Origin of the sequence: Avibacterium sp. 21-595 (assembly GCF_023611905.1) — a bacterium.
Taxonomy (GTDB): Bacteria; Pseudomonadota; Gammaproteobacteria; order Enterobacterales; family Pasteurellaceae; genus Avibacterium.
This window is the reverse complement of record NZ_CP091455.1, coordinates 707,358-730,226: the sequence shown is the minus strand read 5'-3', so window position 1 is coordinate 730,226 and position 22,869 is coordinate 707,358. Positions and strand designations below refer to the sequence as shown.

Genomic DNA, 22,869 nt, shown 5'->3' with positions numbered 1-22,869 from the left:
AATTACTTCGTTTCCCCAAGTAACGCAGCATACTTCACCGTATCTGGGCTGGCTTCGAGGGCGATTTTTAGTACCATTGTGAGGGGAACAGAAAGGAACATTCCCACTGAGCCCAGCAACCAGCCCCAGAATAAAAGGGAGAGAAACACGACAAGGGTAGAAAGCCCGAGAGTTTTCCCCATCATTCTTGGTTCAAGCACATTGCCGATGATCATATTTAGGCTGATAACCCCAATGGTAACGCCAATTCCCGTGAAAAAGCCATTGAGTAATAACGCTTGTACAATAATGGGAATGGCTGCAATAATTGAGCCAATATTTGGCACATAATTAAGTAGAAAGCTGAGTGTTGCCCACAAAATGGCATATTGCACGCCAAAAATTTTCAGCAAAATAAATACGCTTAAGCCCGTTAAAAAGCTGGTAAAGGTTTTCACGCCAAGATAATCCATTACGCCTTGCAAAATGCGATCAATATAACCTTCGTATTGTGCCACTTGGTTAGGTTTGCTAAATGCCACCGCAAATTTATGTTTAGCCGTGGGGGCTTCTAACAACATAAACAGTACCACTAAAAATAGCACAAATACGTTGGTCACTACGCCTGAGAAACTCAGCAAAAATCCGCTGGCAAAGTTCATTATCATTGCGGGATCAAAATGATCCATAATTTGTTGCTGTAAATCTCTCACGGGTAAATGTAAACCTTGCGTGATTGCCGCAAGATCGTTGAGTCGTTGTGAAAGTAATAAGCGGTATTGTGGGATCGATTGGGTAAATTCTCTCGCTGTACTATTAATTAAGCTAACAAGAAAGAAAAATACCGTCAAAATCATTAAAAACAGTAAACTTAGCGCCAACCAATGTGGTAGTTTACGTTTGGTCATAAACTTCACCACAGGTGAGCAAATAATGGCGATAAATAAGGAAAGTAAAAATGGGACAACAATTTCCCCTGCCAATTTCACCCCAGCCAGAATGACTACCAAGGCAGACAATGCCATTAATAATTGGCTGATCGGCAAACGCTTATCCATTATACGGCTTCCTCGTTTTCCTCACCCGTGCGAATTCGGATTACGCGCTCTACGTCATAGACAAAAATTTTACCATCACCAATTTTGCCTGTTTGTGCGGTTTCCATAATCGCCTGAATACACTGCTCCACCACGTCATCAGAAATGACCATTTCCATTTTTACTTTTGGCAGAAAATCCACCATATATTCCGCACCTCGATAAAGCTCGGTATGCCCTTTTTGTCGTCCAAAACCACGTACTTCTGTTACTGTCATTCCTGTAATGCCAATATCTGATAAGGCTTCACGGACATCATCGAGTTTAAATGGTTTGATAATTGCTTCAATTTTTTTCATAAGTTACCTCACTTAATATTATTTTTCGCGTCGTGCGGATTTAGGTCTAAAACTGGTAATAATTTCAGGTTTTGTCTCAATATAAATACCATCAATTAATTGTAAACAATATGGCACTGCGGAAAAAATGCCTTTCACTAATACATTACCTTGCTCATCTTTCACTCCCTCAAGGGTTTCTTTGATGGCTTTCGGTTGTCCCGGTAAGTTTAAAATTAAACTATTTTTACGAATTACGCCAACTTGTCGCGATAAAATCGCGGTCGGGACAAAATGCAAGCTCACTTGGCGCATTTGTTCACCGAATCCCGGCATTTCACGATCGGCTATTGCCAGTGTGGCATCAGGGGTAACATCACGTTTAGCAGGGCCGGTTCCCCCTGTGGTTAATACAAGATGACAATGATGCTTATCCACTAATTCACATAATGTCTGTTCAATAATAGGCTGTTCATCAGGAATTAAACGGGTTTCCACCTCAAAAGGCTCAACCAATGCTTGCTCTAGCCATTTCTTTAATTCAGGAATACCTTGATCCGTATAAACCCCTTGCGATGCTCGATCAGAGACGGAGACTAAACCAATTTTTAAAAGTGCGGTCATTTTTTCCTCTTTTTTCTTTTATTAAATCCAATAATATCTCACAATATGGAAAAAGACAGGGGCTGCAAAACAAAGGCTATCCATACGATCCAACATTCCGCCGTGTCCACTAATCATATTTCCCCAGTCCTTCACGCCCATACTGCGTTTCATTGCCGACATCACTAATCCACCTAAAAATCCCATTAGACAAATAATGAAACTAATCAATACCGCTTGTACTACGGTAAATGGGGTGAGCCAAGCCAGTAAGCCACCTAAAATTGAGGCACTAAATACCCCCCCCACAAAGCCTTCAACTGTTTTAGAAGGTGATAACGTGGGGGCGATTTTATGTTTACCACATAATTTTCCCCATATATATTGTAATACATCGCTGGCTTGCACAATAAGAATTAAGAAAATCATTAACAATAAACTTTTTCCTTCAAAGCCTTCAATATTCAAGGTTAATATGGCGGGTATGTGAGAAATACAGAATATAGCAATCATAACGGCCCATTGCACTTTACTTGAGCGGTCTAGAAATTTTGATGGATCACCTAATAAAGCAGATAAAATCGGTAAAAATAGAAATCCATACACGGGAATAAAAATAGTAAACATACTAAACCAGTCTATGGCAATGAAATAATATTGCAATGGTAAAATCAGATAAAAACAAGCAACTAACGCAAAATGATCACCACGCCGAATATCAATAAGGGATAAAAATTCACGTAATGCGGTAAATGAGATAAGGAAGAAGAGCAGTAAAACGGCGTAAAATCCTAAATAAGCGGCAGCAAAAATAATTAAAATCATTACCCACCAGGCATTAATACGATGATTAAGGTTATCAATGACTGTATGGGGGGTAGAAAACCCCACTTTCCACTTCAAACTATAACCAATTGCAGAAGCAATAAGCAAGGTGCCTATAAGTCCCCAGAATAAATGCCACATTTCCATTTTATGCTCCTTGATATTTTGGGTTTAAATTAACTAATGCTTGCTCAGCACGGGCTAAAAAGTGTGTTTTATCTTCTTCTGGCTGAATATGGATAGGATCACCTAAATAAAGATCGCACAATAATGGTACTGGAACAATAAACCCTTTAGGTAATAAATTATGTGTATTACTTATCCAAACAGGGATGAAATCTACATCAGGGTTATCTTTAGCCAAATAATATAGCCCGCTTTTAAAAGGCTGAATAAGCATATCATCATCTGTTTTTCTCGTTCCCTCAGGAAAGATAATCAGCGAATCCTTTTTTAATGCTTGGCTTATTTGCTCTGTTACTGCTTTAGGATCATTGCCATTGCGTTCGATCAAGAGCATATTGAATACTTTTTTCGCCAGAAAAGAACGAATGCTCCCTTTTTGCCAATAATCAGCTCCCGCAACTGGACGGGTGTTTTTTCTGACTTCATAAGGCAAAGAAACCCAAAATAAAATAAAATCGCCGTGGCTGTTATGGTTTGCATAATACAATCGAGGTTTACCCACAGATTGCAGGGGAATATTCTTTGCCGGACGTACTCCGGTAAGAAATGAGGTTAAACGGCATAACAGAAAATCAATCAATTTAGCTAACATTATTGTTCTCCTGTGTTTCTACTTCGTTATTTTCTGTCGGAAATTGCACCGCACTTTCCTTTTCATCATCTTGTGTTGATTTTGCACCCTCATTAAGCCCCGCTTTTACACGTTTCACACAGGTTAAAATTAATCCGATAACGACAAGCCAAGCAATACCATACAACCAACTTGGTAATGTTGGCATAAAAGTATAAATCAAACCTAATCCACCAAATAAGAATGCGCGATCACTTTTGCCTAGAGGTCCATCATAACGGCGTGTTTTACCATGTATCTGCCCCAATACCCCACAAAATTCCGTGAGTGCGGCAAGCCAAATAATGATTCCAATCACAAAAGGATCAAAAGGAGAAATAAAAGCAAAGGGTAAATATAATGCGGCATCGGAAATCACATCCGTAATTTCATTCAAATACCCACCCAAACGAGATTTTTGCTGAAATTCTCTGGCTAACATTCCATCAATTGCATTAAATGCCATACGAATAAAAAGCCAAATCGGAAGCAAAATGAATAACCAATTTACGGTTGAAAGTGCGGTCAAAAATAGACCTAAAATTATTGAAATAGCACAAGCCAATAGGGTAACTTGATTTGCTGTGACGCCTTTTTGTTCCAATTTAATCACACTTGGTCGCAATAAATTTTGAAATCGAGGCTTTAAATCATAAATACTCATCATTTCTCCTTCTTAAAATGGAAATAACAACGGAATTAAAAATACACTTGTCAGCATAATCAACAACGTAAAGGGTACACCAATTTTTACGAAATCACCAAACTTATACTTCGCCGCCCCTAATACCATCGTATTGACGGGGGAAGAAATAGGGGTCATAAACGCAGCAGAAGAAGCAATCGCCACCGTCATTGCAAAAGGTAATGGTGAAAGCTGTAAATGCTGTGCCATAGTAATCGCAATAGGCGCCATAAGAATGGCTGTCGCCGTATTGGAAATAAATAGGCCAATCACGGCGGTAAGCGTAAACAAGCTGATTAAAATCCAATGTTTCCCCATTCCGCCTACGGTATTAATCATAAACTCCACGATTAAATTTATCCCACCTGTTTTTTGCAGTGCGGTAGAAAATGGCATCATTCCAACAATTAAAATTAAGCTCGACCAATGAATAGAAGCATAAGCACTTTTCGCATCAACGCAACGGAACTTCGCTAACATTAAACAAGCAATTAATGCCGCGACCACATTCGGTACAAGCCCTGTTACCATTAATGCTACCATCGTTACAATGGATAAAATGGCATAGGGTGCTTGGCTTTGTGCGGGCGCTGCACGCTCAATTTCTGCGGGGTAATCCAAGACAAAAAAACTTTTCGTTTTATTACGCATCGCGTGGATCAATTTCCACGATCCTACCACCAACAGCAAATCTCCGATCTTTAATGGCTGTTCGATCAAACTTCCCGTCAAAATCTCATTATTCCGTTTAATGCCAACCACATTTAAACCAAAACGGGAACGAAAACCCACATCGGCGACTGTTTTGCCTAGATAATCACCATCTGGAATAGGGGTAATTTCCACCATTCCCATAAATTTTGCTTGTTGTTCAAAATAGTAAGGGCGAAGTTCTGTGGCTTCTAACTGATGTTGTTGGCAGAATTCATTGATATCTAACGCAGGATCGGCGCAATCAATCAGTAAAATATCTTTTTCACGAATTTCAATTTTACCTAATGAATCCGCAAGAAATCTTGGGCGAAAACGTTTCCAACGCTCGATGGCTAGCACATTTAATGCATAATTAGAACGTAAGTGTAAAGATTCCAACGGTTGCCCAATAAAATCCGAGCCTGTTTTCACGACAAAACGTTTTGTGCGGTTATGCAGTTGATAATCATTAATTAAATCTTGAATAGAATGGCGGCTTCCTCCTTCCTCTTCATCCTGTTCAGAGGTCCCTAACCAATGACGCGCAACAAGCATATAGGCAATGCCTAATAATAAAATCACGATGCCAATCGGTGTAAAAGAGAAAAAATTAAAGCGTTGGTGGGTTAAGTTTATTAATTCGGCATTAATCACCAAGTTAGGGGCAGTGGCAATTAAGGTCATCATTCCACTAATTAGCCCTGCCATACTGAGAGGCATCATAAGACGTTTTGGGGAAATATTCATTTGCTGACAAATCACCAACACCACAGGAATAAAAATCGCCACAATACCAACGGAACTCATAAAAGATCCTAACCCAGTTACCGCTAACATTACTAAGATCAACACACGAGTTTCACTATTTTTGGCCGCTTTCATCAACCACTCGCTGACTTGATACGCCACGCCTGTTCTGACTAATGCTTCACCAACAATAAAAAGTAATGCAATCAAAATAATATTCGGATCGCTAAACCCTGCAAATACTTCTTGCACCGTTAAAATACCGCTTAAGCAAAAAGCGAGCATCACCAATAGGGCAATGACGTCCATACGGATTTTATTGTGGATAAACAAGAGTACAGCAATTGCGAGAAAGATCACAACGCTAGCAAGTGGCATATTAGTAATTGTGGGCATCAAGATCTCCGTGGTTAAGGTTTTTTATAAATGTTTTTTTGATCATATTTAGTTATTTGGCTGATTGTGTTTTTCTTTGTTGATATAACGTGTTTCGCGCGTTGAGCGATTTACTTTCTCTTCTTTCCGCAAAAGAAAGTAAGCAAAGAAAAGCGTCCCCTGCTAAATTGCTTTTCCTCATTCCAATAAAATTTTCTTAACAAAAAGTAAGCCCATACTTGCTATGCCGTGTTCAGGCGTTACTTTTCTAAAAATTTTATTTCCATTCGGGCAATTTACAAGGGGATTGTCCGATGGTTCATAATCTATTTTGTATTAAATGGAATTTAAAGTGCGGTAGTATTTTTTTATTTTTTGAAAACTACCGAACTTTTTATTCTGTAATAAGTTTTCTTACTGGTGCAAAACTTCGGCGGTGTTCGGATAAAACGCCGTGTTCTGCGAGTTTTTCTAAGTGCAATTTTGTTGGATAGCCTTTATGTTGTGCAAAGGCATATTGAGGATAACGTTTATCCAGTTCCTCCATTTCTAAATCACGGGCAACTTTGGCAAGAATGGAAGCCGCACTGATTTCTGCCACGAGACTATCACCTTTTACCACCGCTTGAGCGGGCATTGGTAATGAGGGAATACGGTTGCCGTCCACTAATACAAAGTGCGGTGTAATATTAAGCTGATTTACCGCACGTTGCATTGCCAACATCGTGGCGTGCAAAATATTAAGTTCATCAATTTCTTCTGGTTCTGCCCGCCCTAGCGCCCACGCTTTGGCTTTTTGTTTAATTTCTTCCGCTAAGGCAAGACGTTTTTTATGTGAGAGTTTCTTGCTGTCGGTTAAGCCTTCAATGGGATTATTAGGATCTAAAATCACCGCAGCCGTTACCACTGCGCCAACTAAAGGTCCACGCCCCACTTCATCGACACCTGCGATAAGTTCGTAATCAGGATAGACAAATTCGCTCATTATTTATTCTCCTGCAATAATTCAATCACCGCATCAGCGGCTTGTTTGTCCGCATCGCATTGGATGATTTTATGTAGATCAATAAAATGTTGCACTAAACTGTGGCGATTTTGTACCGCACTTTCTTCTGTAGAAAAATAAGGGATTAGCTTTTCCACCAGCTTTTCCGCCGTGCAATCTTGCTGGATCATTTCTGGTACAAGCATTTCATTGGCTAACAAGTTAGGTAAAGAAATATAAGGGGTTTTCACTAAACGTTTTGCTAGCATATACGTCATTGGCTTCATTTTGTAGCCTACGACCATAGGTGATTTACATAGCATACACTCCAATGCTGCCGTTCCTGACGCTAATAAGGTAGCTTGTGCTGCGATCATTGCTTGACGGGCTTGCCCATCAAGTAATCTCATTTCTAAATCAGGGGCAACTTTCGCCTTAATTTGTTCAAATTGCTGGCGACGTTTTTCATTCACTAAAGGAACAAGAAATTGTACGTCTGGATACTGTTCTTTCAGCAATAATGCCGTTTGTAAGAAAGGTTCGGCAAGAAATTCCACTTCCGTGCCACGACTGCCAACAAGGATGGCCAGATAACGTTGCCGTGGGTCTATATTAAGCATTTGACAAGCCTCAAGACGATCGGGTTTTAAGGCGATGGCATCTGCCATTGTGTGTCCGATAAAACGGCAAGGTACATTGAAGCGGTCATAAAAGGCTTTTTCAAAAGGCAAGAAGGCGAGAACAAGGTTGGTCGCTTGTGCAATTTTGTGAATGCGGTTTTGTCGCCACGCCCATACTGATGGGCTGACATAATGAATGGTTTTGATACCTTGTTCTTTGAGTTTGAGTTCAATGTCAAGATTGAAGTCAGGGGCATCAATGCCGATAAATACATCGGGTTTTTCTTGCAACATTTTGTTGATAACCTGACGGCGAATTTTCAGCAAGCGTGGTAAATGTTTCACTACTTCGGCTAAGCCCATTACAGCAATTTCTTCCATATCCACTAAGGTTTCACAACCTTCTGCCAACATTTGTTTGCCAGCAATGCCGATAAAACGTGCGTTAGGATAACGGATTTTCAAACTGCGTATTAACCCTGCCCCCAAAATATCACCAGAGACTTCGCCTGCTACAATGCCAATGGTCGGAAATGCTTTTGCTTGTTCCATTAATACTTTTCTCATAAAAAACAACCGCACTTTATATTGCAAACCTTAGGCAATAAGTAAAGTGCGGTAAAAAATTTTAACCTTTTTATAGGTGGTATCGTTCGTTTAATTAGCGAATAATGCCACGGGTTGAACGCTTGAAGAAATCAAGGAAAAAGCTAATCGCACTTTCCGTTTTGGCGTAATGCTCAATTTCTGGCATCACTTCTTCTAAGGTTTTTCCACTGCGATAAATCAATTTATACACATTACGAATGGCGTGTAATGTCGGCTTATCAAAGCCACGGCGTTTCAAGCCTTCAATATTCACACCAAAGGGCTGTGCGTGGTTGCCTTGTGCCATCACATAAGGGGGAACATCTTGGCTCACCATTGAACCACCGCCAAGCATAACGTGTGCGCCAATGATGACAAATTGGTGAATGGCTGACATTCCACCGACAATCACGAAATCATCTAGTTCCACGTGTCCTGCAAGGGTAGCATTATTAGCAAGAATACAACGATTTTTGATTTTACAATCGTGTGCAATATGGGCGTTGATCATAAATAAGTTATCATCACCAACACGGGTTACGCCCCCACCTTGTACTGTGCCACGATGAATAGTAACACTTTCACGGATGCGGTTACGGTTACCAATAATGGTTTTGGTTGGCTCATTTTGGTATTTTAGATCTTGGTTTTTCTCACCAATACTCGCAAACTGGAAAATTTCATTCTCTTCACCAATCTGGGTGACGCCATTCACAACAATATGTGAATGTAGTACTGTGCCTCTGCCAATTTCAACGTCAGAACCAATAATACAAAATGGGCCAATGACGACGTTTTCGCCAATTTTAGCACCTTCCTCAATAATGGCTGAAGGGTGAATTTTTGCACTTGGATGGATCATATTGACCTCTTAATTTCTTGATTTTGTTATCTGCGAGCGCACATTAATTTTGCTTCACAAGCCACTTCACCATTTACTGTTGCGATACCAGTAAATGCCGTAATACCACGGCGTTCTTTGATCACTTCAACATAAAGTTCCATTTGATCACCCGGTAAAACTGGACGTTTAAAACGTGCATCATCAATACCTGCGAAATAGAACAATTCTCCACCTTGTAATTCGTGAGTTTTAAACGCTAAAATGCCCATTGACTGTGCCAATGCTTCTAAAATTAACACGCCGGGTAAAATGGGTTCTCCCGGGAAATGCCCTGTAAAACAAGGTTCATTAACGCTGATGTTTTTAATCGCTTTTAACCATTTCCCTTCTTCAAAATCAGTCACACGATCCACTAATAAAAAGGGATAGCGGTGTGGAAGTAAGGTCATAATTTCTTTTGCTTCAATGACTTTTGCGGTTTGTTCTGTTATCACAATCGTACCTTTTTAATTTAAAAATAATAGAAAATAAAATTGGCGCAGATTATACGATATTTCACCGTTTAATACAAAACGCACCACATAAAGTGGCACGTTTGAAAGATGAGTTAAGCATTATTCAGCTTTTTTTCTAGCGCTTTTAGACGCTTATTCATTTTATCAATGTCTAAGGTTAATGCAGCGGTTTTTCGCCATTCTTTATTTGGCTGTAACGGAATGCCGGAAGAATAAACACCAGGTTCGGTAATTGGGCGCATTACCATTCCCATTCCTGTAACGGTAACTTTGTCTGCAATTTCCATATGACCATTGATTACACTTGCGCCACCAATGAGACAATAGCGTCCCACTTTCAGGCTGCCCGCCATAATCACACCGCCTGCTACCGCTGTGCCAGTGCCGATATGTACGTTATGGGCAATTTGACAAAGGTTATCAATAATCACATTATCTTCAATTACCGTGGCATCTAATGCGCCGCGGTCAATACAGGTACAAGCACCAATTTCAACGTGGTTACCAATAATCACTGTGCCAGTTTGTGGGATCTTGATCCAGCGACCTTTATCATTTGCATAGCCAAAGCCATCACTGCCAATAACTGCACCAGATTGAATTAAGCAATGTTCGCCAATTTGTACTTGGTGATAGATGTTTACATTTGCCCAAAGTTGGGTGTTTGCACCAATTTTTGCGCCCTTGCCAATAAAGCAACCCGCACCGATAACCACGTTATCACCTAATTCAACTTCATCTTCAATCACCGCATTAGCGCCAATGGAAACATTTGCACCTAATTTTGCCGAGGATGAAATCACCGCACTTTCAGCAATACCTGTGGCGGCTTTAGGGGTAGAATCCATATATTGCGCTAACACAGCATAAGCAACATAAGGATCATTGACAATAAGCAGATTGCTTTCAGGCGAACAAAACTCCACATCATTTTCACTCACGACTAAAACCCCTGCGTGGGATTGGGCAAGCAAATCACGGAATTTAATATTTGAAATAAAGGTGAGTTGATTTGACTGTGCTTTGTCAAGAGGAGCAATACTATCAATAAGCACATTGGCGTTACCACGAATGGTAGCGCCAATTTGTTGTGCTAATTCTTTAAGAGAATAAGACTTTTGCATTATTTAGCCTGTGCTGGAGCTGGAATTGCTTTTAATACTTCTTCGGTGATATTTTTGCCATCAGCTGCATACACTGCCACTTTTTCATCAAGCACGGCGCTGTAGTTTTTTGCTTTTGCCACCGTTGTCGTCGCAGTTTGAATGTCAGTTAATAATTTACGTTCAACTTCCATTTCTGCTTTTTGTGTTTCCTGACGGAATTTAGCAATATTTTCTTGGTGCTGTTGTACTAATTTTTTAAACTCTTCATCACGTTTTTGCGCTAATTTTGCAATTTCATCCTGACGCTTTTTAATATCAGCTTGACGTAATTTTGGTGCATCTTTATCTAATGCTTTCACTTTACCATCAATTTCTTTTTCAAATGCTGCTTTTTTATCTTGCAGTGCTTTATCTTCAACTTGTAATTTTTCAGATGGTGCTTTGAATTGCTCATCTAATTTTTTAAATTCAACTTGACGTGCTGGATGATGTGCAAATAAATAATCGACATTTACAAAGGCAATATTATCTTCCGCCATTGCAATGGATGAACCTAATGCTAACGCTAAAGAAAGTGCGGTTAATTTTACAGCTTTTTTCATTTTTGAGTTTCCTTAAAATAAATTAATTTTTAAATTCAATACCAATGGGAGCAAGCTCCCATTAGCTTTCCAAGCTTTCACTTAGACTAATAAGAATGAAAGAAGTTCCAATTAGAATGTACCACCGATACTAAATTGGAATTGTTCAATTTCATCACCTTTATATTTTTTGATTGGTTTGGCATAAGAGAACACCAGAGGTCCAATCGGTGATTGCCATTGGAAAGCGACACCCGCTGAGGAGCGAACACGGCTCGGATCGCCGTAATCCGGTAAATTGGTGAAACGTGCTTTTCCGTCTGTTTTCCATTTTGTATTCCATACACTTGCCGCATCAACAAAAAGCGAAGTTCTTACTGAACGTTGATTTTTGTCCGCCACAAATGGAGTTGGCACAATTAATTCCGCACTTGCGGTGACCATTGCATTACCACCGACAATGTCGCCATTTACCCCTTTCTTACAATATTTATCTGCTGTTGCACAATCTTTGTGTTGGTAAATAGCTTGTGGGCCTACTGCACCATAAGCAAAACCACGCAAACTTCCCATACCACCTGCACTGTAAGTTTGATAGAACGGTAAACGTTTTCCACCAAAACCATTCGCGTAAGCTGCGGAAGCTTTTGCTGAAATGACCCAGCTATGATCACGATCTAACGGATAGAAACCTTGGACATCTGCAGACAGTTTGTAATATTTATTATCTGAACCTGGAATAGTCACTTTTCCGCCGATCGAGGCGCGCATTCCTGACGTTGGGAAATAGCCCCGGTTCAGATTGTTATAGTTCCAGCCCATAGAAAGCTCGAAATCGTGAGATTTAAATGTCCAATCACTCACATTCATTGATTCACGATAGAGGTTACGGTTATATTCAGGGCGTACATCTTTTAATTTGTTGTAAACATAGCCTAACCCAACATAGTATGAGTTATTCTCGTTGACTGGGAAACCAAGCGTACCGTTCACCCCGTAAGTTGTACGGCTATAAGAGGCTGAAGTGTCGTTTTTTGAGTTATCGTATTTTTCAAAGAATACATTCCCACCAAGACTTACGCCGTCTTTTGTGAAATAAGGTTCTGTATAGCCTAAATTCACACTGGTACTGTAATCATTACGCGAACCACCTAAACTGATTGAAGATCCCATTCCCAAAAAGTTATCTTGTTTAATACTTGCCTGATAGCTTAAGCCACTTTCTGTACCATAACCAATACCAAAGTTAATGCTACCGGTATTACGTTCTTTCACTTTATAGATCACATCAAGTTCATCGTCCGTGTTTGGCACATTCTCAGTACGCGATTCTACAGTCTCAAAAAATCCTGTACGTTCTAACCGCACTTTACCTAGTTCAACTAATTGAGAGGATAACCAAGTTCCTTCTTGCTGACGCATTTCTTGGCGTAATGTGCTATCTGCACTGACGTTATTGCCTTCAAAACGAATTTGACGCACAGAATAACGACGCCCCGCATCAACCACATAAGTCAATGCAATAGTGTGATGTTGATCGTCAAACGCTGGGCTAACATTCACTTGAGGGTTTGCGTATCCCTGCTCACCTAAGGTCGTTTTAATGGCATTTTCTACCGCAACCACATCACTACGACGGAAGGTTTCCCCCACCCGAATTTGTTTTAATAATCCGGAAAGCTCCTCGCCCATTCCCGCAACATTACCCACAATACGCGCGCTCTTAACGGTATATTTCTCACCTTCATTAACATCAATAGAAACTTTTGCCTCAGTCTGTGCATCATTTAACTGTACATCTGTTTTAGTGATTTGCATTTTGGCATAGCCGTGATCAAGGTAAAACTCGCGTAATGTATCTAGATCTTTACCAAACTGTACGGAATCGAATTTATTGCCGAAAAGCTTCCACCACGCATCAGGTTGTAATTCCATTTGTTCTTGCAACTTGCTTGAACTAAACGCGTGATTTCCTTCAAAGGTAACCCCTTTCAATAGTGCGACATCATTTTCTTTAATTTGGATTTTGACTTCCGCACGATTATTTGGCAATGACGTAACGATGGTTTCCACTTTTGCGTTATAACGCCCTACGCTACGGTAATGATCTAATAAACTTTGGCGAAAAGCCTCTAATTTATCAAGGTTCAACACATCGCCAACCGCAAAGCCATTCGCGTCTAGGTTATCTTTCAAGGCTTCACTTGGAATTGAGCTATTCCCGTCAAGAATAACATCGGCAATAATTGGGCGTTGCTGTACAGAAATCACTAGGGTATTGCCTTCTCGAGCCGCTTTAACCCCCTCATATCCCTGTAAGAACAAAGTTCTTACTACATTAGCAATATCTTTATCTGTCGCCCGTTGCCCAACTCTAACGGGTAAATTCGCAAGAATTTTGCCTTCCGTGCCAGCCTGAACGCCATCAACACGAATATCTTGCACAATAAAAGGTGCAGCCATCACCGTGGTTGAACCCAATAATAAACTTGCGATTAAAAGTTTTTTCATTGTTACTTTTATCCTTGTAAAAGAAAGAGTTATAAACGTAAGAAATCGTTAAACAAAGCAAATGCTGTTAAAGCTAATAAGCATATTGCGCCAATTTTATAAGCCGCATCTTGCACTTTTTGTGAAAGTGGTTTGCCTTTTATCGCCTCGGCGGCAAGAAAAACTAAATGTCCCCCATCTAATACCGGTAATGGGAACAAATTCATAATACCTAAATTCACACTAATTAATGCCATAAAACTTAAATAATAAACGAAGCCAATTTCAGAAGAGACACCCGCCCCCTTTGCAATAGAAATAGGCCCACTTAAATTATTTAAAGAAAGATCGCCAGTAATTAATTTACCGATCACTTTTACAGTCAGTAGCATTAAATCTTTCGTTTTTTCTATGCCTTTTTGTAACGCGTCAAAAAGACCATATTTTAATTCGGTGCGATATTTTTCATCTAATGGTTTAATGGTTGGCGAGACGCCAACAAACCATTTCCCTTTTTCGTTTAGTATCGGCGTTAAGGTTTTATACAGCATTTCCCCCGCCCGCTCAATGCGCAACGTGAAAGGCAGCCCCTTTTGCACATCTTGAATAAAATCTTGCCAATTCATTGGTTCACCGGTATTGGTATAAAGTTTATCACCAACAAGCAAACCTGCTTTTTGTGCAGGAGAATCTGCTGCCACTTTAGACAAGGTCATTTCCACTTTAGTTCGCACAGGAATCATACCTAATGCGCCAAAAGCACTTTCTTTTTCGGGATCAAAACGCCAATTTGTTAAGTCTAAGGTACGCTGTTGCTTCACGTTAGATGCAAAAGGAGAAAGCGTGATTTCTACATTTGGATTGCCCATTTTGGTGGCAAGTACCATATTAATGGTTTCCCAATCTGGCGTTGCTGTGCCATCAATGGCGATAATTTGTGAATCTGGTTGGATCTGTGCTTGTGCCGCAATAGATTGAGGTCGAACCTCTGCGATAACAGGTTTCACACTAGGAATACCAATGGAATACACCAACCAATACGCCAATATAGCAAAAATAAAATTCGCAATAGGCCCTGCTGCAATGACAAAGGCACGTTGTGCAACAGATTTATTATTAAAGGCTTGTGATTTTAATTCTTCTGGTACCGCTTCGTTACGCTCATCAAGCATTTTCACATAGCCACCTAAAGGAATCAGTGAAATAGAAAAGGCTGTCCCTTTTTTATCAAGAAATGACCACAATACCTTACCGAAACCGATAGAAAAACGCTCAACTTTTATACCGCACTTTCTCGCAGCCCAAAAGTGTCCGTATTCGTGTACAAAAACCAGTACACAAATGGCAACCAAAAATGAACCTAGCGACCACAAAAAAGACATATCTGTTTCCTATAAGACATAAAAATAGAAATAGGCAAAGAATGGAACAGTAGCAGTTAAGCTATCAATACGATCTAAAATCCCACCGTGTCCGGGAATTAACTGACTGCTGTCTTTAATACCGCTTTCACGCTTAAACATACTTTCCGTCAAATCACCGAGTACAGAAATCGCCACTGTCGCAACGGATAACAGGATGAAAGGCACTGTTGGCACATTGAATAGATCTTGCGGAGCAACTTGCATAAAAATGGCTGCTAACACGCCAGCCGTGAGTAAACCACCAAATACCCCTTGCCAAGTTTTACCCGGGGAAACTTTTGCTGCAAGTTTATGCTTTCCAAATTGGCGGCCGGCAAAATACGCCCCTGAATCAGCTGCCCATACAAGAATAAAGACATAAAAGAGCAACATTAAGCCGTGATAGGGATTAGCAACGTAACTATCTAAACGCAGTTTTAACACACCAACAATAAAAGGCACTAAAGTTACAATGGCGAAAACTCCTTGCAACACCACGGATTTTGCCCAAAATTTCGCTGAATTGGGATAATTCACTACCAGACCAAGGGCGATAATCCACCAAATCACGGCACTTAATAAAATCGGTTCGGCATAATGTTCAAACACACGCCCAGCATTGAGATAATTGGCTTCGCTTAAAATCCATAAAAAAAGCACCGCACTTGCTAATCCAGCCACGACAACACGCCAAAATTTATTTTTAACCTGGGCAAATTGTGTCCATTCCCAAATGCCTAAGCCCACCACGGCACCTAACGCTAAGGCAAAATAAAAAGGAGAAAATAAAAATAACGCAGCACAGACAATAGCAATTAAAATTATTGCGGAAATGACACGTTGTTTAAGCACAGTTTAGTCCTCTTGTTCTGCTCCACCAAAACGGCGATTTCGTTGTTGATAAGCTAAAATAGCTTGATTAAATTCTTGTTCGTTAAAATCTGGCCATAACACATCGGAAAAATAAAATTCTGCATAAGCAATCTGCCATAGCAAAAAATTACTCACACGTTGCTCCCCACTTGTCCGAATGAGCAAATCAACCATTGGCTGATTTTGGGTAACCAAATATTGCTGAAAACGTTCTGCGGTGATCTCATCAACGGTCATCTGCTGATTTTTCACTAAGCTGGCAAGCTGTTTTGTAGCCTGCACAATATCCCAATAGCCCCCGTAATTTGCCGCAATATTTAAGGTAAGTGCGGTGTTATTTTCGGTTAATTTTTCTGCGTTTTCGATTTTTTGCTGTAATTTTGCATTAAAACGCGATTTATCGCCGATAATTTTTAACCGAATATTATTTTTATGCAATTTTTTCACTTCTAAATCAAGTGCTTGCATAAATAATGTCATTAATGCACTCACTTCACTTTCGGGACGAGACCAATTTTCACTGCTAAAGGCATAAAGTGTGAGAACATTCACACCAATTTTTAGTGCATAGGAAACCGCTTGGCGCACTGCCGCGACACCATTTTTATGCCCGAAAATACGCATTTTTCCTTGCTGTTTTGCCCAACGACCATTGCCATCCATAATAATCGCAACGTGTTGAGGAATATTATTTGAATCAATCTCTGTCATTCATCAAGGATTTTCTAGTTACAAAATTAATGGCTGAATATATCATAATATGATCTTACTTACTATGAAAACGCACAGAATTATATGTAAAAAATCAAAGCGAACTTTCGCCCGCTCTGAGTTATTTATAATAAAAACAAAATGTTATTTTGATTGAATGATTTTCCACGCCAACCCACGTGCTTTTTTATCCACCTCTAACACATCATCAATGGATTGAATCTGTTGCGGCGTGATGTTTTCTACAACCTGCTGATTCACAAAGGCAATGTCGGTAAATTTAATTTGACGGTTTAAAAACGCCTCGACAGAAATTTCGTTCGCCGCGTTCATCGCTGTTGTTGCATACTGCCCTGCTGCGAAAGCATCTATGGCGAGTTTTAAACAAGGGTAACGCTGATAATCTGGTTGTAAGAAAGTCAGCCCATTAAGCTGATAAAAATCCAATGGCGCAACCCCCGCAAAGGTACGCTGTGGATAAGCCATTGTTTCAGCAATTGGCGTACGCATATCAGGGTTACCCATCTGCGCAATGACCGAGCCATCAATATAACGCACCATAGAATGAATAATGGATTGAGGGTGAATAATCACTTCCATTTCATCAGCTGTCGCATTAAATAACCAACGAGCCTCAATATATTCTAAGCCTTTGTTCATCATTGTAGCTGAATCGACCGAAATCTTTTTGCCCATTGACCAATTGGGGTGTGCCACAGCTTGTTCTGGTGTGATGTGTTCAAATTCAGTAAGATCCGTATAGCGGAAAGGCCCGCCCGATCCCGTTAAGACAATTTTACTAATGCCTAATTCTTGTAGCGGACAAAAACCGATTTTTTCTTGTGCTTGAGGCGGTAAAGATTGGAAAATCGCATTGTGTTCACTGTCCACTGGCAGAAGCTGTGCGTGGCTTTTCTTCACTTCATCAATAAAGAGTTGCCCACAAGTCACCAAGCTTTCCTTGTTGGCTAGCAACACCCGTTTACCCGCTTGCACCGCTGCAAGGGTTGGTAGCAAGCCGGCTGCACCAACAATGGCAGCCATCACTTGATCAGCCTCAGGGTGTGATGCTAATTCACAAATAGCTTGTTGTCCGCTTAACACTTGCGTTTTCATACCAAGTGCGGTCAATTTTTCTTTCAAATTTTTCGCCGCACTTTCATCATCTAATGCGGCAAAAGTCGGGTGAAATTTAACGCATTGCTCAAGCATTAACTGCACATTACGCCCCCCTACTAAAGCGAACGCTTGATATTTTTCTGGATTATGTGCTATTACAGAAAGGGTGCTAGTGCCGATTGAGCCGGTTGAACCAAGAATGACGAGTTTTTGTTGTTTTTGCATAAATTTTTGACCGCACTATAAAAAGAAGTAAGTTTGCTAAAATTGTGGTGAATATACTCAAAAGCCAGCCGTTCAGCAAGAAAAAAGAGGGCGAACCTTTGGCTCGCCCTTTATTGCTTCATTATTTCAAATGATTAGAAATCTAATAATTCTTTCTCTTTGTCCGCTAACACTTCATCCACTTTTTTCACATAAAGATCGGTGATTTTTTGGATTTCATCTTGTGCTTTGCGTTCTTCATCTTCGCTGATTTCTTTTTCCTTCAACAACGCTTTGATTTGATCGTTAGCATCACGGCGTACATTACGTACAGCAACTTTGCCTTGCTCGGCCTCCGCTTTTACGATTTTGATTAAATCACGACGGCGTTCTTCCGTTAATGGTGGAAGTGGAACGCGAATGGTTGTGCCTGCTGATGATGGGTTTAAACCTAAATCAGAGGTTAAGATGGCTTTTTCTACTGCCCCGATTAAACTACGATCAAACACAGTTACTGCAAGTGTGCGTGCATCTTCAGCGACAACATTAGCTAACTGACGTAATGGCGTTAATGCGCCATAGTATTCCACTTGAATACCATCAAGTAAGCTAGGCTGTGCGCGTCCTGTTCTGACTTTCGCAATATGATGTTTGAATGTTTCAAGGCTTTTTTCCATACGCGTTTGCGTATCTTGTTTAATTTCGTTAATCACAAATATTCCTTTTATTTAAGTTTAATCAATTAGTTACAAATAAGCGTCCCTTCACGCTCACCTAAAATAACATTGCGTAATGCCCCCGGTTTGCTCATATTAAACACACGAATTGGCATTCCGTGATCTCGTGCTAACGTAAAGGCGGCTAAGTCCATCACTTGCAATTCTTTGTCAATCACATCAGCATAAGTGAGTTTTTCATACATCACTGCTTCTGGATTTTTGGCAGGATCGCAATCATACACGCCGTCCACTTTTGTGGCTTTGAGTACAACATCGGCTTCAATTTCAATACCGCGCAAGCAAGCGGCTGAATCGGTAGTAAAAAATGGGCTACCTGTTCCTGCCGAAAAAATGACCACGCGTCCTTCCCGTAGCATTTTAATTGCTTCAGACCAGTTATAAGTATCACAAATACCATTGAGTTGGAAGGCGGACATCAATTTTGCATTGACATCAGCACGGTGTAAGGCATCACGCATTGCTAAGCCGTTCATTACGGTGGCAAGCATTCCCATATGATCGCCGACCACACGGTTCATTCCTGCTTTCGCCAGTTTCGCACCACGGAATAAATTTCCGCCCCCTAACACAACCCCGACTTCTACGCCCATTTCTAGTAATTCTTTAATTTCGAGCGCCATTCTGTCTAAAATTGAAGGATCAATTCCAAAACCTTCCTCACCTTGTAAAGCTTCACCGCTTAATTTAAGCAGGATTCTTTTATATACGGGTTTGCTCATTTTTTCCTCACAAAAGTTGGGTACAAAATTCTGCATATTATAGAGCAACATCTTTACCCTGAAAATAGCTTAGAAAAAAAATCGCATAGAACCCTCGAAAAAAATTAAGTAAAATGAGAGGAAGTCAAAAATAAGGAATAATGTTATGACAGAAAAGAACAAAAAAGGAACATTTCATCTTTCATCCTTACTCGCAAGTGCGGTATGTTTTGCGCTACTTTATGTAATCAGCCTGTTGGCATTACAAGGTTCGGGTTATTTTCCACAGCCAAACTGGCAACAAATTGCCCTTTTTATGTCTTTCATTATTATTTTTTCTAGCTCTCAAAAATACTTTTATTTTATTGCGCTCCCTATTTTATTCATTTATGCCTGCTATGCCCCTATTGGGGTGAATTTTGGTGCGCCTTCTTATCAGTATATTGCCTCTGTTTTTGCCACCGACTTACAAGAAGGCAAAGAATTTTTCGCCCAAATTCCTCTACGTCACTATGGTTATCCCCTTGTTATTCTTGGCGGAGCCTTGCTTTATCGCAAGTTAAGTCAAAAATTCCACGTGGCTTTTTATAAAAATAAAGGGCTATTGGCACTCATTTTTATCAATGCATTTTGGGGACAAATTCCTTTCCAACCTCTGCAAGAAAGCTATTTAGCCGGGGAAAAAGTGATCGAAGAACTGCGTTTGCTTAATCGCTTTAATGTGCCAGGTGAATGGGGAGAAAGCCAACTGGATAGCCGTTCCCATTATGATGACTACATTTTAGTTATCGGCGAAAGTGCAAGAAAAGATTATCACCACGCTTATGGTTATCCTATTGCTAATACGCCTTTTCTTTCCACGGCCAAAGGCACATTAATTAATGGCTTAACTGCAGGGGGAACCAATACTATCGCTTCGTTAAAACTAATGTTTACAAAACCTAACAAAAAAACGTGGGAAGGTAATTACCGCTTAAATTTCATTGACTTAATTAAGTCAGCAGGTCTCAAAACCTACTGGCTTTCTAATCAAGGCTATTTGGGGCAATACGACACGCCCATTTCTGCGATTGCCAATAAAAGTGATGAAAAACTCTTTTTAAAATCAGGTGATTCTCTTAGCAGTGATGTGAGTGATTTTAAATTAATCGCAAAATTTGACCAGCTACTGCAAAAACCTAGCGAAAACAAACGATTTATCGTTATCCATCTATATGGCTCACACCCTTTAGCTTGCGAACGCGTGGCTGATTATAAAAAGATTTTTGACGACACAAAAATTGATAAAAAATATCAAGAAGTAAACTGCTATATTAGTTCGATCAAAAAAACCGATGAAATACTCAGCAAAATTTATCAACTTCTGGTAGAAAATCAGCAAAAAAACCACCGCACTTTTTCGATGATTTACTTTGCTGATCACGGTTTAGCTCATCAAATCAGCGACAACTATATTGCCATTCATAATAGCAATGGTAAAAGTAAACGCCATTACGATATTCCACTGTTTAAAATTTCCAGTGATGATCAGCAACGCCACGAGAAAAACGTGGCAAAGTCTGGCTTGAACTTTACGGAGGGATTAGCCAATTGGATCGGCATTCGCAATGCGAATATTGACGCCAATATGGATCTTTTTGATGAGACACCACAGCCAGATTATGGCTTAAAAGAAAAAATTGAAAATATCACTGCGCCAGATGATCCTGCGGTGATCATTCCTGCTCAACGCTAACCTGTTGATTTAACGAATGGTTAATAAATGTCATTGTTTTCGCTGACACCGCTAACACCGACGACGTTGCCCCCCAATCACCGAGAACAATGCGTTCAAAGTGCGGTGGAATTTTGTGCCAATTTTGCCGATGGGTATGCCCGTGAATAAGCTGTGGCACATTAAATTGTTGCATTGTTTGCAACACAAAATCGGCATTTACGTCCATAATTTGAGAGGATTTATGCTGCTTATCCTGTTTGCTTTTGGCACGAATTTTCTCAGCAATTTTTAACCGCACTTTTAAAGGAAGATGTAAAAAAAGCCATTGACGCCATTTTTGATGCACTTTTTTACGATAGCGTTGGTAAGCCATATCATCAATACAGAGTGTATCGCCGTGGCAAAGCAATGTGGGAGTGCCATACAAATCAATCACCTGATAGGTGGGTAACAGGGTTAAGCCGCAAGATTGGGCAAATTTTTCGCCGATGAGGAAATCGCGATTGCCGTGCATAAAATAGCATTTCACGCCTTTTTCCGTTAAGGTGCGAATTTGCAGTGTCACTAAATCGATCAACGGAGAATGTTCATCGTCACCAATCCAAAAATCAAAAAGATCGCCTAAAATATACAAACTTTCAGCATCTTGGGCTTGATTTTGCATAAAATCCACAAAAAGGGCGGTTAAATCTGGACGATTTTCGCTTAAATGTAAATCAGCAATAAAATAGGTCGTTGCCATTTTGAATGTCTTTTTAAAGAATGAAATTGTTTGATAGCCTAGCATTTTTTTAGCGGATTGATACAAATATTTACGGATTTTCGCTATACTTGTGCAAATTTTTTTCAGGGTATGTCGTTATGCTAAAACTTCTTCGCATTATTGTGATTGTGTTCTGCTGTATTTTGATTTGTTTACTTGGCACAATCTATTCTCTTATTCGTTTCAGAAATCCAAGCAATGTAGGAGATATCGCTCGCTGGTTTGGGCGTTTATATCCGCTTTTCGGTTTGCAAGTGGAACATCGTTTCCCTGCAAAGGCAAAAAATATTGGGCCTTGCATTTATATTGGCAATCACCAAAATAACTACGATATGGTCACCATTTCTTATATGGTGATGCCACGCACCGTGAGCGTAGGGAAAAAAAGCCTGATTTGGATCCCTTTTTTCGGCATTTTATATTGGGCATCGGGCAACATTTTTTTAGATCGCGATAATCGTTCCAAAGCGCACAATACAATGACTCAACTGGCTGAACGCATTAACCGCGATAATCTTTCTATTTGGATGTTCCCTGAAGGTACACGCAGCCGTGGGCGTGGTTTACTGCCGTTTAAAACAGGGGCATTTCACGCTGCGATTGCCGCTGGCGTGCCGATTGTCCCTGTGGTTTGTTCTACCACACAAAATAAAATCAATCTTAATCGCTGGCATAATGGCAAGGTGATCTGCGAAATGCTACCCCCTGTGGATACCTCCGCTTATAGCAAAGATAATGTGCGTGAATTGGCGAGCTATTGCCATTCACTAATGCAACAACGAATCAATGAACTTGATGCAGAAATTGCTGCTCAACCAAGCCCAACAAAATAAG

The 22,869-nt window shown here is 40.2% G+C and carries 23 protein-coding genes; 2 read left to right on the top strand and 21 right to left on the bottom strand.

Annotated features, from left to right (window positions below):
* Positions 1 to 2: 2 nt before the first annotated feature.
* The 20 genes from L4F92_RS03485 to pyrH form a co-directional block, all read right to left on the bottom strand.
* Entirely contained in the window at positions 3 to 1,037 is a 1,035-nt protein-coding gene (locus tag L4F92_RS03485) for an AI-2E family transporter (protein WP_250364217.1), read from the bottom strand.
* On the bottom strand, positions 1,037 to 1,375 hold the full coding sequence (gene glnB / locus L4F92_RS03480; RefSeq protein WP_250350772.1) for a nitrogen regulatory protein P-II: 339 nt from the start codon (positions 1,373 to 1,375) through the stop codon (positions 1,037 to 1,039). The genes L4F92_RS03485 and glnB overlap by 1 nt, the downstream gene beginning before the upstream one ends.
* A gap of 18 nt (positions 1,376 to 1,393) precedes the next feature.
* Entirely contained in the window at positions 1,394 to 1,978 is a 585-nt protein-coding gene (mog, locus tag L4F92_RS03475) for a molybdopterin adenylyltransferase (protein ID WP_250350773.1), read from the bottom strand.
* Between the two features lie 21 nt (positions 1,979 to 1,999).
* Positions 2,000 to 2,929: a phosphatidate cytidylyltransferase gene (locus L4F92_RS03470; protein WP_250364216.1), complete on the bottom strand. Its 930-nt coding sequence runs from the start codon at positions 2,927 to 2,929 to the stop codon at positions 2,000 to 2,002.
* Between the two features lies 1 nt (position 2,930).
* The gene (locus L4F92_RS03465) at positions 2,931 to 3,560 is read right to left on the bottom strand and encodes a lysophospholipid acyltransferase family protein (protein WP_250364215.1); all 630 of its coding nucleotides are present in this window, start codon (positions 3,558 to 3,560) and stop codon (positions 2,931 to 2,933) included.
* Complete coding sequence (locus L4F92_RS03460; protein WP_250364542.1) at positions 3,550 to 4,242, bottom strand: CDP-alcohol phosphatidyltransferase family protein; 693 nt, start codon at positions 4,240 to 4,242, stop codon at positions 3,550 to 3,552. The genes L4F92_RS03465 and L4F92_RS03460 overlap by 11 nt, the downstream gene beginning before the upstream one ends.
* 12 nt (positions 4,243 to 4,254) lie before the next feature.
* On the bottom strand, positions 4,255 to 6,099 hold the full coding sequence (locus tag L4F92_RS03455; RefSeq protein ID WP_250364214.1) for an SLC13 family permease: 1,845 nt from the start codon (positions 6,097 to 6,099) through the stop codon (positions 4,255 to 4,257).
* A 373-nt stretch (positions 6,100 to 6,472) separates the two neighbouring features.
* Entirely contained in the window at positions 6,473 to 7,063 is a 591-nt protein-coding gene (rnhB, locus tag L4F92_RS03450) for a ribonuclease HII (RefSeq protein WP_442778844.1), read from the bottom strand.
* Positions 7,063 to 8,250: a lipid-A-disaccharide synthase gene (lpxB, locus tag L4F92_RS03445; RefSeq protein ID WP_250364213.1), complete on the bottom strand. Its 1,188-nt coding sequence runs from the start codon at positions 8,248 to 8,250 to the stop codon at positions 7,063 to 7,065. The genes rnhB and lpxB overlap by 1 nt, the downstream gene beginning before the upstream one ends.
* Before the next feature lie 94 nt (positions 8,251 to 8,344).
* Positions 8,345 to 9,133 carry an acyl-ACP--UDP-N-acetylglucosamine O-acyltransferase gene (gene lpxA, locus L4F92_RS03440; protein ID WP_250364212.1) on the bottom strand — a complete coding sequence of 263 codons (789 nt, stop codon included), beginning with the start codon at positions 9,131 to 9,133 and terminating at the stop codon, positions 8,345 to 8,347.
* Between the two features lie 26 nt (positions 9,134 to 9,159).
* A complete protein-coding gene (fabZ, locus tag L4F92_RS03435; protein WP_442778851.1) occupies positions 9,160 to 9,612 on the bottom strand; it encodes a 3-hydroxyacyl-ACP dehydratase FabZ in 453 nt (150 codons plus the stop codon).
* 110 nt (positions 9,613 to 9,722) lie between these two features.
* The gene (lpxD, locus tag L4F92_RS03430) at positions 9,723 to 10,754 is read right to left on the bottom strand and encodes a UDP-3-O-(3-hydroxymyristoyl)glucosamine N-acyltransferase (RefSeq protein WP_250364211.1); all 1,032 of its coding nucleotides are present in this window, start codon (positions 10,752 to 10,754) and stop codon (positions 9,723 to 9,725) included.
* Complete coding sequence (locus tag L4F92_RS03425; RefSeq protein ID WP_250364210.1) at positions 10,754 to 11,338, bottom strand: OmpH family outer membrane protein; 585 nt, start codon at positions 11,336 to 11,338, stop codon at positions 10,754 to 10,756. Before L4F92_RS03425 ends, lpxD begins: the two co-directional genes overlap by 1 nt.
* Before the next feature lie 111 nt (positions 11,339 to 11,449).
* Positions 11,450 to 13,828, bottom strand: coding sequence for an outer membrane protein assembly factor BamA (gene bamA, locus L4F92_RS03420; RefSeq protein WP_250364209.1), 2,379 nt, complete (start codon positions 13,826 to 13,828; stop codon positions 11,450 to 11,452).
* A 29-nt stretch (positions 13,829 to 13,857) separates the two neighbouring features.
* On the bottom strand, positions 13,858 to 15,189 hold the full coding sequence (gene rseP, locus L4F92_RS03415) for a sigma E protease regulator RseP (RefSeq protein ID WP_250364208.1): 1,332 nt from the start codon (positions 15,187 to 15,189) through the stop codon (positions 13,858 to 13,860).
* Positions 15,190 to 15,198: 9 nt separating this feature from the next.
* Positions 15,199 to 16,062, bottom strand: a complete 864-nt coding sequence (locus tag L4F92_RS03410) for a phosphatidate cytidylyltransferase (RefSeq protein WP_250364207.1) — start codon at positions 16,060 to 16,062, stop codon at positions 15,199 to 15,201.
* 3 nt (positions 16,063 to 16,065) lie between these two features.
* A complete protein-coding gene (gene uppS / locus L4F92_RS03405) occupies positions 16,066 to 16,794 on the bottom strand; it encodes a polyprenyl diphosphate synthase (RefSeq protein WP_250350784.1) in 729 nt (242 codons plus the stop codon).
* Positions 16,795 to 16,938: 144 nt separating this feature from the next.
* Positions 16,939 to 18,138, bottom strand: coding sequence for a 1-deoxy-D-xylulose-5-phosphate reductoisomerase (ispC, locus tag L4F92_RS03400; protein WP_250364206.1), 1,200 nt, complete (start codon positions 18,136 to 18,138; stop codon positions 16,939 to 16,941).
* Positions 18,139 to 18,272: 134 nt separating this feature from the next.
* On the bottom strand, positions 18,273 to 18,830 hold the full coding sequence (gene frr / locus L4F92_RS03395) for a ribosome recycling factor (RefSeq protein WP_250350786.1): 558 nt from the start codon (positions 18,828 to 18,830) through the stop codon (positions 18,273 to 18,275).
* 29 nt (positions 18,831 to 18,859) lie between these two features.
* On the bottom strand, positions 18,860 to 19,576 hold the full coding sequence (pyrH, locus tag L4F92_RS03390; RefSeq protein ID WP_250350787.1) for a UMP kinase: 717 nt from the start codon (positions 19,574 to 19,576) through the stop codon (positions 18,860 to 18,862).
* A gap of 145 nt (positions 19,577 to 19,721) precedes the next feature.
* Between pyrH and L4F92_RS03385 the strand changes: the two genes are divergently transcribed.
* A complete protein-coding gene (locus tag L4F92_RS03385; RefSeq protein ID WP_250364205.1) occupies positions 19,722 to 21,290 on the top strand; it encodes a phosphoethanolamine transferase in 1,569 nt (522 codons plus the stop codon).
* On the opposite strand, the gene lpxH is transcribed toward L4F92_RS03385, so the two are convergent.
* Positions 21,271 to 22,014, bottom strand: a complete 744-nt coding sequence (gene lpxH, locus L4F92_RS03380; protein WP_250364204.1) for a UDP-2,3-diacylglucosamine diphosphatase — start codon at positions 22,012 to 22,014, stop codon at positions 21,271 to 21,273. The two genes, L4F92_RS03385 and lpxH, sit on opposite strands and share 20 nt — an antisense overlap.
* A 119-nt stretch (positions 22,015 to 22,133) precedes the next feature.
* On the opposite strand from lpxH, the gene L4F92_RS03375 reads away from it, so the two are divergent.
* Positions 22,134 to 22,868 (top strand): 1-acylglycerol-3-phosphate O-acyltransferase, encoded by a 735-nt coding sequence (locus L4F92_RS03375; protein ID WP_250364203.1) that lies wholly within the window; start codon positions 22,134 to 22,136, stop codon positions 22,866 to 22,868.
* Position 22,869: the final 1 nt, after the last annotated feature.